10 protein-coding genes and 2 tRNA genes are annotated in these 12,709 nt (G+C 60.0%); 10 read left to right on the plus strand and 2 right to left on the minus strand.

Annotated elements, in window-relative coordinates; genetic code table 11:
- Positions 1–38 precede the first annotated feature (38 nt).
- Complete coding sequence (locus GYM54_RS17285) at positions 39–1,334, plus strand: adenylosuccinate synthase (protein WP_181099920.1); 1,296 nt, start codon at positions 39–41, stop codon at positions 1,332–1,334.
- Between the two features lie 170 nt (positions 1,335–1,504).
- Here the strand turns inward: GYM54_RS17285 and GYM54_RS17290 are convergent.
- Both GYM54_RS17290 and GYM54_RS17295 read right to left on the minus strand, forming a co-directional pair.
- Positions 1,505–1,591: transfer RNA gene (locus GYM54_RS17290), tRNA-Leu, on the minus strand.
- Between the two features lie 101 nt (positions 1,592–1,692).
- Positions 1,693–1,779, minus strand: a tRNA-Leu gene (locus GYM54_RS17295).
- A 203-nt stretch (positions 1,780–1,982) separates the two neighbouring features.
- Here GYM54_RS17295 and rnr point away from each other — a divergent pair.
- The 9 genes from rnr (at position 1,983) to alr (ending at position 12,707) form a co-directional block, all read left to right on the plus strand.
- The gene (gene rnr / locus GYM54_RS17300) at positions 1,983–4,517 is read left to right on the plus strand and encodes a ribonuclease R (protein ID WP_131649788.1); all 2,535 of its coding nucleotides are present in this window, start codon (positions 1,983–1,985) and stop codon (positions 4,515–4,517) included.
- Complete coding sequence (gene rlmB / locus GYM54_RS17305) at positions 4,514–5,260, plus strand: 23S rRNA (guanosine(2251)-2'-O)-methyltransferase RlmB (protein ID WP_131649789.1); 747 nt, start codon at positions 4,514–4,516, stop codon at positions 5,258–5,260. The genes rnr and rlmB overlap by 4 nt, the downstream gene beginning before the upstream one ends.
- Before the next feature lie 166 nt (positions 5,261–5,426).
- Positions 5,427–7,598 carry a PAS domain-containing protein gene (locus tag GYM54_RS17310; protein WP_181099922.1) on the plus strand — a complete coding sequence of 724 codons (2,172 nt, stop codon included), beginning with the start codon at positions 5,427–5,429 and terminating at the stop codon, positions 7,596–7,598.
- A 179-nt stretch (positions 7,599–7,777) separates the two neighbouring features.
- Positions 7,778–8,200, plus strand: coding sequence for a 30S ribosomal protein S6 (gene rpsF, locus GYM54_RS17315; RefSeq protein WP_131649791.1), 423 nt, complete (start codon positions 7,778–7,780; stop codon positions 8,198–8,200).
- A 28-nt stretch (positions 8,201–8,228) separates the two neighbouring features.
- Entirely contained in the window at positions 8,229–8,459 is a 231-nt protein-coding gene (gene rpsR / locus GYM54_RS17320) for a 30S ribosomal protein S18 (RefSeq protein ID WP_019340128.1), read from the plus strand.
- Positions 8,460–8,493: 34 nt separating this feature from the next.
- Entirely contained in the window at positions 8,494–9,387 is an 894-nt protein-coding gene (locus GYM54_RS17325; protein ID WP_181099924.1) for a hypothetical protein, read from the plus strand.
- A 20-nt stretch (positions 9,388–9,407) separates the two neighbouring features.
- On the plus strand, positions 9,408–9,854 hold the full coding sequence (gene rplI, locus GYM54_RS17330) for a 50S ribosomal protein L9 (RefSeq protein WP_168425129.1): 447 nt from the start codon (positions 9,408–9,410) through the stop codon (positions 9,852–9,854).
- Between the two features lie 159 nt (positions 9,855–10,013).
- Positions 10,014–11,408, plus strand: coding sequence for a replicative DNA helicase (gene dnaB / locus GYM54_RS17335; RefSeq protein ID WP_131649794.1), 1,395 nt, complete (start codon positions 10,014–10,016; stop codon positions 11,406–11,408).
- Positions 11,409–11,630: 222 nt separating this feature from the next.
- A complete protein-coding gene (alr, locus tag GYM54_RS17340) occupies positions 11,631–12,707 on the plus strand; it encodes an alanine racemase (protein ID WP_181099926.1) in 1,077 nt (358 codons plus the stop codon).
- The last annotated feature ends 2 nt before the right edge of the window (positions 12,708–12,709 follow it).

Below are 12,709 nucleotides of genomic sequence, written 5' to 3' on the forward strand. Positions count from 1 at the left end.
TCGTGACCGGTAATGCTTCGCCAAGAGGACAAAGGTTTATGGGTAAGAATGTCGTGGTCCTGGGCACCCAGTGGGGTGATGAGGGCAAGGGCAAGATCGTCGATCTGCTGACCGATCAGGCGGCGGCTGTAGTCCGCTTCCAGGGTGGCCACAATGCCGGTCATACGCTGGTCATCGACGGCGAAAAAACTGTGCTGCACCTGATTCCGTCCGGCATTTTGCGTGAAAACGTGGAATGTCTGATTGGCAACGGCGTAGTCGTGGCGCCGGACGCGTTGATGCGTGAGATCACCAAGCTGGAAGAGAAGGGCGTGCCGGTGCGTGAGCGCCTGCGCATCAGTCCGGCCTGTACCCTGATCCTTCCGTATCACGTGGCGCTGGATCAGGCGCGCGAGGCGGCGCGTTCCGAAGGCAAGATCGGTACGACGGGTCGTGGCATCGGGCCGGCCTACGAAGACAAAGTCGCGCGTCGCGGCTTGCGCATCGGCGATCTGTTCAATCCTGAGCGCTTTACCGTCAAGCTGCGTGAGCTGCTCGAGTACCACAATTTCATTCTGCAGAATTTCTATAAGGTCGAGCCTGTCGACTTCCAGAAGACGCTGGATGAGGCGCTGGATTACGCCGAGATTCTCAAGCCGATGATGACCGACGTGTCGGCTCGCCTGCATGAGCTGCGCAAGCAGGGCGCGCGCATCATGTTCGAAGGTGCTCAGGGCTCGTTGCTGGACATCGATCATGGCACCTATCCGTATGTCACCAGTTCCAGCACCACCGCTGGCGGTACGGCTACTGGTTCCGGTTTCGGTCCGCTGTATCTGGACTACATCTTGGGTATTACCAAGGCCTACACGACGCGGGTCGGTTCCGGTCCGTTCCCCACTGAATTGTTCGACGAGACCGGCGCGCGTCTGGCTGAGCGCGGTCACGAGTTCGGTTCCACCACCGGCCGCGCCCGCCGCTGTGGCTGGTTCGATGCCGTGGTGCTGCGTCGTGCCATCGAGATCAATAGTGTGTCGGGCATCTGCCTGACCAAGCTGGATGTGCTCGACGGGCTGGAAACCATCCGTATCTGCATTGCCTACAAGGATCGCAACGGCGACGTGCTCGTCGATGCGCCGACCGACGCGGATAGCTACCAGGATCTACAGCCAGTCTATGAAGAAATGCCGGGCTGGGCCGAATCCACCGTCGGAGCCAAGTCGCTCGATGCGCTGCCGGCTAACGCCCGCGCTTACATCAAGCGTCTGGAGGAGTTGGTCGAGGCGCCCATCGACATCATCTCAACCGGGCCGGATCGCAACGAGACCATCGTGCTGCGTCATCCTTACGCCTGATCGCGGCTGATGATAAAAAGACCGCCTCAGGGCGGTCTTTTCATTTCTGCTTAAGCCGCGCTGAGCTCTTGAGCTGCCGGCGCGATGCGATCAGCGTTGTTGGGGCGCTATCGGATTCGTCGTAGCGGAAACGAAAAAACCGAGCCAATGGCTCGGTTTTTTCTGAAGAGTGGTGCCCAGGAGAAGACTCGAACTTCCACGATGTTGCCATCGCTAGGACCTGAACCTAGTGCGTCTACCAATTCCGCCACCTGGGCACATTGCGATGATTGCTCACCGACTTCTGTCGATTGCTGGTCGAGGCCGACAAACCTCGTGTTTATGAATTCTCGCCAAGGCAAGAGCTTCATCGAATAAATGGTGCCCAGGAGAAGACTCGAACTTCCACGATGTTGCCATCGCTAGGACCTGAACCTAGTGCGTCTACCAATTCCGCCACCTGGGCACTGCAAACGATGATACTTCATCGTTTCCGTGTTACAACGTCTACCAGACATTGTGGGCGCGAACTATACGGGCGAGGTTATGCCTTGTAAAGCCCCGCCCAGGAAAAATAATTCGCTCGAAAGCTGCCGCCGGCGTGCGTTTCGCGCTTCAATAGATAGGGGCGTTCTGCCTCTATAAATGAATGAAAGGTGACATCTCTTAATGGCCGATTGGCAATCCCTCGATCCCGAGGCCGCACGTGAAGCGGAAAAGTACGAAAACCCCATTCCCAGCCGCGAGCTGATTCTCCAGCACCTGAGCGAGCGCGGCTCGCCAGCGGCGCGTGAGGAGCTGGTGGAAGAGTTCGGATTATCCTCCGAAGACGATATCGAAGCTCTGCGCCGCCGTTTGCGTGCGATGGAGCGTGACGGTCAGTTGATCTATACCCGGCGTGGCACTTATGCCCCGGTGGACAAGCTTGACCTGGTTTGCGGGCGCATCAGTGGCCATCGTGACGGCTTCGGTTTTCTGATTCCCGACGATAAAAGCGACGACCTGTTTCTGAGCCCTGCACAAATGCGCCTGGTATTTGATGGCGATCGCTGTCTGGCTCGGGTTGCCGGACTCGATCGCCGCGGGCGGCGCGAAGGCGCGATCGTCGAAGTGATCAGTCGCGCGCATGAAACCATCGTCGGACGTTATCAGGAAGAAAGCGGCATCGGTTTCGTCATGGCCGACAACCCGAAGATTCAGCAGGAAGTGCTGGTGACGCCGGGTCGCTCCATGGATGCCAAGCCGGGCCAGTTCGTCGAGATCAAGATCACCCACTGGCCGACTCAGCGCTTCCAGCCTCAGGGCGACGTGGTCGAAGTGATCGGCAATTACATGGCCCCTGGCATGGAAATCGACGTTGCGCTGCGCAGTTTCGATATCCCCTACGTCTGGCCGGATGCGGTGAAGCGTGAAGCGGCCAAGCTCAAGTCGGAAGTCGAGGAGAAGGACAAGCAGAAGCGTGTCGATCTGCGGCATCTGCCTTTCGTCACCATCGATGGCGAAGACGCTCGTGACTTCGACGATGCGGTCTATTGCGAGAAGCTGAGTGGCTGGAAGCTATTTTCCGGTGGTTTCCGGTTGTACGTCGCGATTGCGGACGTATCGCATTATGTGAAAGTCGGGTCGGAGCTGGACAAGGAAGCCGAGCTGCGGGGTACGTCGGTGTACTTTCCCGAACGGGTCGTGCCAATGCTCCCGGAGGAGCTGTCCAACGGTCTCTGCTCGCTGAATCCGCACGTCGATCGGCTGGCCATGGTCTGCGAAATCACCCTGAATAAATCAGGGAAAATGACCGATTACCAGTTCTACGAAGCGGTTATCCACTCCCATGCGCGGCTGACGTATAACAAGGTCAGCAGCATGCTTGAGCAGCCTTCCTCGGCCGAAGGCAAGCGATTGATTGGCGAATACGCGCAAGTATTGCCGCATCTCAAGCAGCTCCACGCGCTGTACAAGGTGTTGCTCAAGGCGCGCCACACGCGTGGTGCGATCGATTTCGAAACTCAGGAAACGCGCATTGTCTTCGGGGCGGAGCGCAAGATCGCGGCCATCACCCCTACCGAGCGCAACGATGCGCACAAGCTGATCGAGGAATGCATGCTATGCGCCAACGTGGCCACGGCGCGCTTCCTCCAGGATCATGATATTCCCGGTCTGTACCGCGTTCACGACGGGCCACCATTGGAGCGTCAGGAAAAGTTGCGGGCCTTTCTCGGCGAGCTGGGGCTGACGCTGCACAAGGGCAAGGAAGGGCCTACGCCAAAGGATTATCAGGCGCTACTGGAGCGGATTCAGGGGCGGCCCGATTTCAACGTGATCCAGACGGTAATGTTGCGGTCGTTGAGTCAGGCGGTCTACAGCCCGGACAACAATGGTCACTTTGGCTTGAATTACGAGGCATACGCGCATTTCACCTCGCCTATCCGTCGCTATCCGGATCTATTGATTCATCGCGCGATCCGCAGCGTGATCCGCTCGCGTCGCGATACGGGGCATGTACGTCGAGAGGGCGCGACCAGTATGCCAAAGGCGCGCATCTATCCCTATGATGAGGCCGCTCTCGAGCAGCTCGGCGAGCAATGCTCAATGGCCGAACGGCGCGCCGACGAGGCGACGCGGGATGTGGTGAATTGGCTCAAGTGCGAATTCATGAAGGATCGCGTCGGCGAAACCTTCCCCGGCGTGATCACCGCTGTGACCGGATTCGGCTTGTTCGTCGAGCTGACTGATATTTACGTGGAGGGACTGGTTCACGTCACTGCAATGCCGGGTGACTACTACCATTTCGATCCATTGCACCATCGGCTATCCGGTGAGCGCAGTGGGCGGAGTTTCCGCCTGGGTGATAGCGTCGAAGTTCGGGTGATGCGTGTCGATCTCGATGAGCGCAAGATCGACTTCGAACTGATCAGCGGCGGCAGCAAAGCTGGCGCGGGTGAACGTGGCTCGGCTGGTGACAAAGGTGATAGCCGGAAAACAGGGCGCGGCCGAAAAGGCACCGAAAGTTCCGCCAAAGGCGGGGAGCCGGTCAGCCCGGAGGTTCGCAAGAGCCGGGAAATCAAAAAGGCGCTGCTCGCGGATGCGAAAGGAAGCAAGTCGACCGCGAGCAAGCCCAAACGCAGCTCCTCGAAGTCTAAGGCTAACAGCAAGCCGTCGGCCAAAGCTGAAGGCGGTGCCCCGCGAAAGCGTAAGGCCAAGTCATGAGTGATCTTGAAAAAATCTACGGCCTGCACGCCGTGGAGGCTTTGCTTCGTCACCATCCGAGGCGGGTCAAGCAGATCTGGCTGGCCGAGGGGCGCGACGATCCTCGAGTACAGGCGCTGGTTCAATTGGCTGCGCAATCGAAAGTCCGCGTCGGTCAGTGCGAGCGTCGTGAAATGGATGCCTGGGTCGAGGGCGTGCATCAGGGCGTGGTGGCTGATGTCAGCCCCAGTCAGGTCTGGGGCGATGCCATGCTCGAAGAGTTGCTGGACCGGGCCCAGGGCGCGCCGTTGCTGCTTGTGCTCGACGGTGTAACCGACCCCCACAACCTCGGTGCCTGCCTGCGCACCGCCGACGCGGCCGGCGCGCTGGCGGTGATCATTCCCAAGGACAAGTCCGCAACCCTTAACGCTACGGTGCGCAAGGTGGCTTGCGGTGCGGCGGAAGTCATTCCGCTGGTGGCTGTGACCAATCTGGCGCGAACGCTGGAAAAGCTGCAGCAACGTGGCTTGTGGGTGGTCGGCACGGCGGGGGAGGCCGAGCAGGAGATCTACGATCAGGACCTCGGTGGTCCTATCGTTCTGGTGATGGGTGCGGAAGGCAAGGGTATGCGCCGTCTGACACGCGAGCACTGTGATTTCCTGGTCCGCCTGCCGATGGCTGGAAGCGTCAGCAGTCTCAACGTGTCGGTCGCCACAGGCGTCTGTCTGTTCGAGGCACTGCGCCAGCGTCGTTCGGCAGGGTAAGGGTTGACTGACAAGTTGCCCCCGCGTTGCCGTTCATCGCGAAACGGATCGCTCCTGTAGCGGTCAATTGTCCGTTTCTGGTCGGCTCTGTCGACTATTGGTTTGGTCGTGCATCTGATGGCCGCTATCGATAGCGGCCAAATCAAGCGCGCATCATGGAGGTTGTATGCCGCAGCGCCCGCCTTTCGAGGCATTGTTCAGGACTTCTCCGAACGCTTATTTATTGCTTGATCGCGAGTTGACCATCCTGGATGCCAACGAGGCCTACCTGAAGCTCACCGGGCGCCAGCTCGAAGACATCGTAGGGCGTCGCATACACGACGCGTTTGCCGTTGATCCGCAAGCCCCGGAAACGACCCATGTCGAGGAGTTGCTGGAATCGTTCGCCCGTGTGCTGCGCACCGGGGCTGTGGATACGCTGCCGATCATCCGCTACTCGATAGCGGTAAGCGCCGGTAACGGTGCGGCTTATGAGGATCGTTACTGGAGTGCAACGCACAGTCCGTTGCTTGATGAGCAGGGCGAGGTGACCGCTATCCTGCAGCACACCATGGACATTACCGAGCTGCAATCGCTGAAGGCTTCGCAGCGCTCGGCCGAATCCTGGGGGCAGCCGCTGCAACAGCTCGAAGCAGCGATCATGTCGCGCGCCGGATTGATTCAGGACGAAGGCAATCAGCTGCGCCAGCTATTCGCACAAGCTCCGGGTTTTGTCTGCTTCCTGCGCGGTCCGGAACATGTATACGAGTTGGTCAACGAGGCCTATCAGCAGCTCACCGGTAATCGTCAACTGATCGGCAAGCGGGTAAATGACGGATTGCCCGAGCTGGCGGAGCAGGGCTTCATCGATCTGCTGGACCAGGTTTATCGTACGGGCGAGCCCTACCGTGGCGCAGGGTTGCGGACGCTGTTGCAGCGTCGTCCCGATGCCGAGCCCGAGGAGGTCTATCTCGATCTGGTGTTCCAGCCAATCATTGGGCGTGACGGGCGGACGTCAGGTATTTTCGTGCAGGGCAGCGACGTGACCGAGCAGCATCGCAGCCAGCAAGAGTTGCGGGAACACCGCGAACATCTTGAGGATCTGGTTCGTGAACGGACGCGGGAGCTATTGCATAGCGAGTCCGAGCGCCGGGTGGCAGAGGCGGCGCTGATGCAGGCGCAGAAGCTCGAAGCGGTCGGTAAGCTGACCGGCGGCATCGCCCATGACTTCAACAACATGCTGCAGATTATCGGTGGAAATTTGCAGTTGCTGCGCCGCAATTTGAGCGGCGACGAGACGGCGCAGCGGCGTTTGGAGTCGGCGGTTGGCGGTGTGGAAAAAGGCGCACGTCTGGCGTCCCAGTTGCTCGCGTTTGCCAGCCGTCAGCCGCTTCAGCCGCAGTCGATCGATCTGGGTGAGCTGCTGGAGCAGATGAGCGAGTTGTTGAGCGGCGCGCTGGGACGGGCCGTGCAGGTGAAGGTCGATATCCAGTCGGATCTATGGTCGATTTTCGCCGATGTCGGCAATCTGCAGGCCGCTATTCTCAATCTCGCGGTCAACGCACGTGATGCGATGGTCGGTGGCGGTGCGCTGTACATACAACTGCGCAACCGTTCGCTGGGTGCTGCGCAGCTGGCCGATCAGCCTGGTGTCGCTGCCGGGGCTTACGTGGAGTTGAGTGTAATCGACGAAGGCGAAGGCATGCGTCCCGAGGTGCTGGCGCGCGCCTTCGAACCCTTCTTCACCACGCGCCAGGACGCCAATGCCTCGGGGCTCGGTCTGAGTATGGTGTATGGCTTCGTTCGGCAGAGCGGAGGCTTTGTTGTGCTGGAAGGCGAAGAGCGCAAAGGCACGACCGTGCGGGTCTATCTGCCGAGGGCCGCTGCCGAGGGCTTTGAAGGGGGCGAGTCGGGCGGCGAACGTGAGCGCAACCCTGCGTCGGCGTCCAGCGTCGGCATGGCCGAGGCGACGCCGGAGCAGGCTGCAGGCTTGAACATTCTCTTCGTCGAGGACGATCCGACATTGCGCATGCTCACCGGCGAGGTGATGGAGGAGCTCGGCCACCAGGTCAGTCCCTGCGAATCGGCGGAGGCTGCGCTGGAAATGCTGGAGCAACGTCGCTTCGACGTGTTGCTGACCGATGTGGGGCTGGCCGGTATGAGCGGTATTGAACTGGTGCGTCAGGCGCGGTCGCGCGATGCTGCGCTGAGTATCGTGATCGCCTCCGGATACGCCATCAATGCTCGTGAAGAAGGGCTGGATAATCTACGCACCATGCTCAAACCCTATGACATTCATCAGGTCAGGACGCTGCTCGACAGCATTCGGGCCGAACGAATGAGTGTCGCGCGCGGCTGAGCCTGGCTGGTTAAATAATCACCAAAGCGCCTTGCGTGGTTGGCCGGGCTTCTCTAGAATTGCGCCCCTTGCCCGGATGGCAGGCGTTTGCGCGCCTCTCTGGCAGGCAAGACAACATACTCATTCACTCCTTGCCTGATCCGCGTGTTGCGGCAGGCTGCAACCCGTAAGGAGCAACAATGCGTCATTACGAAATCATCTTTCTGGTCCACCCCGACCAGAGCGAGCAGGTTGGCGGCATGGTGGAGCGTTACACCAAGCTGATCGAAGAGGACGGTGGCAAGATCCATCGCCTGGAAGACTGGGGTCGTCGTCAGCTGGCTTACGCCATCGACAACGTCCACAAGGCCCACTACGTGATGCTGAACGTCGAGTGCAGCGGCAAAGCACTGGCCGAGCTGGAAGACAACTTCCGCTACAACGACGCCGTCATCCGTAACCTGGTCATTCGTCGCGATGAAGCCGAGACTGAACAGTCCGAGATGCTCAAGGCTGAGGAAAACCGTAGCGAGCGCCGTGAGCGTCGTGATCGCCCTGAATCTGACTCTGTCAACGAAAATGACAGCGACAGCGACAGCCGCGACAACAACGCTGACGAGTAATCCACGGACCTATTGAGGAGCCTATTTCATGGCACGTTTTTTCCGTCGTCGTAAGTTCTGCCGTTTCACTGCAGAAAACGTGAAAGAGATCGACTACAAGGATCTCAACACACTGAAAGCCTACATTTCCGAAACCGGCAAGATCGTTCCTAGCCGTATTACCGGAACCAAAGCACGCTATCAGCGCCAGCTGGCTACCGCTATCAAGCGCGCCCGCTTCCTGGCCCTGCTGCCCTACACCGACAGCCACGGCCGTTGATCGAGCTGTTCGACAGACGTAAAGGATAGATCGCATGCGTGCCCTGGCTGACTTCATCATGCGCGGCCGTATGCAGGCGATTGTTGTAGTGGCTGGCTCTGCGGCGTTGCCGATGTTGTTCTGGCTATGTGCTGCAGCAGGAAGCCTGGTGTTGTTGCGTCGAGGTCTGAATGACGCGCTAGGCGTATTGGTCTGGGCTGTATTGCCCGCACTGGCCTGGTGGTATTTCGGGGATCCTCGCACGCTGCTGGTACTGCTGGGATCGTTCGGGTTGGCGCTGTTGTTGCGCAACCGGAGTTCCTGGCCTCGAGTGATGTTGTGCAGTGTGGGGCTCGGGTTGTTGTATGCCTGGGCGCTTGGAATGGTTTTCGGCGAGCCGATCGCGGCGCTCGCCACCGAGTTGCAGAGAGTGCTGCCCGACATGCTGTCGGAGGCCTATCAGCAGCTCTCGGTGGAAGAGCAGACCCGTTTGGGCGCATTGCTGATACCGGTTCTAACCGGATTGTTGGCAGCGCTGCTGCAGATAGTCACCCTGCTCAGTCTGATGCTCGGACGGTATTGGCAAGCGTTGTTGTACAACCCGGGTGGCTTCGGACTCGAGTTCCGGACGCTGCGCTTTTCGCCGGTGCCGGCGATGGTGCTTCTTGCGGGCATGTTGCTAGGGCCAAGCCTTGGCGTGCAGATGGCGATGCTGGCTCCGCTGTGCAGTGTTCCGCTGGCGTTTGCCGGTATTGCATTGGTGCACGGCCTGGTGGCGAAGAATCGGATGTCGCGGTTCTGGCTGGTGGGGCTTTACGTCACGCTGGTGCTGTTCATGCAGTTGATTTATCCGTTACTGGCCGTCATGGCTATTGTCGACAGTTTGTTTGATTTTCGCGGTCGGGCATCTCGTGATGACGATGCGGGGCCTGCGAACGGTGAAGGTTAAGTTAGAGAGGTAAGACTCAAATGGAAGTCATCCTGCTAGAAAAAGTCGCAAACCTGGGCAACCTGGGCGACAAGGTAAACGTCAAGTCTGGTTACGGCCGCAACTACCTGCTGCCGCAGCGCAAGGCTACCGCTGCAACCCCAGCGAACATCGCCGAGTTCGAAGCTCGTCGTGCCGAGCTGGAAAAAGCCGCTGCCGAGCGCAAGGCGTCCGCCGAAACTCGCGCCGCTCAGCTGGCCGAACTGGAAGTCACCATCACCGCTACCGCGGGCGATGAGGGCAAGCTGTTCGGTTCCATCGGTACGCACGACATCGCCGACGCGCTGACCGCCTCTGGCGTTGAAGTGGCCAAGAGCGAAATTCGTCTGCCGAACGGCACCATCCGTCAGGTTGGTGAATACGACGTAGCCGTGCATCTGCACACCGACGTCGAAGCAACCGTGAAGCTGATCGTGGTTGCTGGCTGAAACCAGCCGTCGTCTGGTACCTCTGGTGCCTGACGCGTAACATCGGGCACGTTTCCATGCGAGTGGAACGTGCCCTTTGTTTTTCTGAACATGAGGCTCTGTTGATATTTCGTGGCAAGCCGCACGAAACGCCAGCAGGCCATAAGAACACCGAGTGCCATGAACGACATCAGCATCCCCCAACAGTACGATTTGGAAACCGCCGCGCTCAAGGTGCCGCCGCATTCCATCGAGGCCGAGCAGGCCGTTCTTGGCGGGCTGATGCTGGACAACAACGCCTGGGAGCGGGTGCTGGATCAGGTGTCCGATGGTGACTTCTACCGTCACGATCATCGGTTGATCTTTCGCGCCATCTTCGCGCTGGCCGAGCGCAACTCGCCATTCGACGTGGTGACGCTTTCCGAACAGTTGGACAAGGAAGGGCATCTTTCACAGGTCGGTGGTCTGGCTTATCTGGGTGAACTGGCGAAGAACACGCCCTCGGTTGCGAACATCAAGGCGTATGCGCAGATCATCCGGGAGCGGGCGACACTGCGGCAGTTGATCGGTATCAGCAACGAGATCGCCGACAGCGCCTATGCGCCACAGGGCCGAACCGGGGAAGAGATTCTCGACGAAGCCGAGCGGCTGATCTTTCAGATCGCCGAAGCTCGCCCCAAGACGGGCGGGCCGATCGGTATTAACGACATTCTGGTCAAGGCCATCGACCGCATCGACTCGTTATTCAACGCGGGTGAGGCGATCACGGGCATTTCCACCGGATTTACCGACCTCGACGAACAAACAAGCGGTCTGCAGCCGGCGGACCTGATCATCGTCGCGGGCCGTCCCTCGATGGGTAAGACCACCTTCGCGATGAACCTGGTCGAGAATGCCGTACTGCGCTCAGACAAGGCGATCCTCGTCTACTCGCTGGAAATGCCCGCCGACTCCATCGTGATTCGTATGCTGGCCTCGCTCGGCCGTATCGACCAGACCAAGGTGCGGACCGGCAAGCTCAGCGACGACGACTGGCCGCGACTGACTTCGGCGGTCAACCTGCTCAACGACCGCAAGCTGTTCATCGACGACACGGCCGGCATTTCCCCCTCGGAAATGCGCGCCCGTACGCGGCGCCTTGCCCGAGAGCACGGCGAGATCGGCATGATCATGGTCGACTACCTGCAGCTGATGCAGATTCCCGGCTCCAGTGGCGACAACCGCACCAACGAGATTTCCGAGATTTCCCGCTCGCTCAAAGGTCTGGCCAAGGAGTTCAACTGCCCAGTCATCGCACTGTCGCAGCTCAACCGCTCGCTGGAGCAGCGCCCGAACAAACGGCCGGTGAACTCTGACCTTCGTGAGTCCGGCGCCATCGAGCAGGACGCCGACATCATCATGTTCGTCTACCGGGACGAGGTCTATCACCCCGAAACCGAATACAAGGGTGTGGCCGAGATCATCATCGGCAAGCAGCGGAACGGTCCCATCGGCACCACGCGGCTGGCGTTCCTCGGCAAGTACTCCCGCTTCGAGAACCTGGCGCCGGGCAGTTACCAGTTCGATGATGAATAAAGGCAGCCATAGGCTTGAAGCTTAAGCGCGATCGGCTGCGGATCGTGGGGTGGGCCAAGCTTCCCATTCGATGAGTGGGCAAGTCAGATGTAAACGACATGTCTGACGCTTGGCTCCAGCTTCCAGCTTCCAGCTTCCAGCTTCCAGCTTCCAGCTTCCAGCTTCCAGCTTTCAGAGGTTCAGCCTAAGATTCCATCTTCCCTCGATGCCAGGAACCCTCCCATGCGCCCCCTCGTTGCCACGGTCGATCTGACCGCCATCCGTCACAACTACGCCCTTGCGAAACGTTGCGCGCCGGGGCGGCGGGCTTTTGCGGTGGTCAAGGCCGATGCCTATGGGCATGGCGCCGCGTCGGTAGTGGCGGCTCTACGCGCTGAAGCTGACGGCTTCGCCGTGTGCAGCGTCGAGGAGGCGCGCGTCGTACGGGAACAGGCGCCCGAGGCACGCGTGCTGCTGCTCGAAGGTTGCTTCGATCTGGAGGATTGCCGGGCGGCTATGGAGTTGGGTTTGGATATCTCGGTGCAGGGTGCCGAGCAGGCGCAGCGGCTTCTGGATTGTGCGACGACGCGCCCGCTGAACGTCTGGCTCAAGCTGGATTCGGGGATGCACCGACTGGGCTTCGATACGGCCGAATTGAGGTCTTGGGCCGAGCGTTTGCGCGCCGCGCCGCAGGTGGCAGAGCTGAATCTGATGAGCCATTTCGCTTGCGCCGATGAGCACATGCATCAGCTGACCGAGCGTCAGCTGGAAAGTTATCAGGGGCTGCAGGATCTCGTCTTCGACCAGCGCAGCTTTGCCAACTCCGCAGCCGTATTGACGCTGGCCCCGGCGCACATGGATTGGTTGCGCCCCGGCATCATGCTCTATGGCGCCTCGCCGTTTGCCGAGCGCAGTGCCGCCGAGCTGGGATTGCAGCCGGCCATGACTCTGAAAGCCGAGGTAATCGCCATGCACGAAGTGCCGGTCGGCGAAAGCGTCGGTTATGGCGCGACCTGGGTAGCGCAGCGCCCATCGCGTATCGGCACCGTCAGTTGTGGTTATGCCGATGGCTATCCGCGTCACGCACCATCGGGCACGTCGGTCATGGTTCGCGGTCAGCGCGTACCGCTAGCAGGACGGGTGTCGATGGACATGTTGGCGATCGACCTGACCGATATTCCCGACGCGGCCATCGGCGATGCGGTCGAGCTTTGGGGCGCACAGATGCCCGTCGACGAGCTGGCCCATGCTTGCGGCACCATCGGTTACGAGTTGCTCACCAAGGTGACGCAGCGGGTGCCGCGGCGATATATCGGGTAGAA

The sequence above is a fragment of the Pseudomonas sp. MTM4 genome, from assembly GCF_019355055.1.
GTDB lineage: Bacteria > Pseudomonadota > Gammaproteobacteria > Pseudomonadales > Pseudomonadaceae > Stutzerimonas.

Bases quoted from the DNA above. Each gene is read 5' to 3' on its own strand.
- GYM54_RS17310 (WP_181099922.1), top strand. From the start codon at position 5,427: ATGCCGCAGCGCCCGCCTTTCGAGGCATTGTTCAGGACTTCTCCGAAC.
- rpsF (WP_131649791.1), top strand. From the start codon at position 7,778: ATGCGTCATTACGAAATCATCTTTCTGGTCCACCCCGACCAGAGCGAG.
- GYM54_RS17325 (WP_181099924.1), top strand. From the start codon at position 8,494: ATGCGTGCCCTGGCTGACTTCATCATGCGCGGCCGTATGCAGGCGATT.
- dnaB (WP_131649794.1), top strand. From the start codon at position 10,014: ATGAACGACATCAGCATCCCCCAACAGTACGATTTGGAAACCGCCGCG.
- rpsR (WP_019340128.1), top strand. From the start codon at position 8,229: ATGGCACGTTTTTTCCGTCGTCGTAAGTTCTGCCGTTTCACTGCAGAA.
- alr (WP_181099926.1), top strand. From the start codon at position 11,631: ATGCGCCCCCTCGTTGCCACGGTCGATCTGACCGCCATCCGTCACAAC.
- rplI (WP_168425129.1), top strand. From the start codon at position 9,408: ATGGAAGTCATCCTGCTAGAAAAAGTCGCAAACCTGGGCAACCTGGGC.
- rlmB (WP_131649789.1), top strand. From the start codon at position 4,514: ATGAGTGATCTTGAAAAAATCTACGGCCTGCACGCCGTGGAGGCTTTG.
- GYM54_RS17285 (WP_181099920.1), top strand. From the start codon at position 39: ATGGGTAAGAATGTCGTGGTCCTGGGCACCCAGTGGGGTGATGAGGGC.
- rnr (WP_131649788.1), top strand. From the start codon at position 1,983: ATGGCCGATTGGCAATCCCTCGATCCCGAGGCCGCACGTGAAGCGGAA.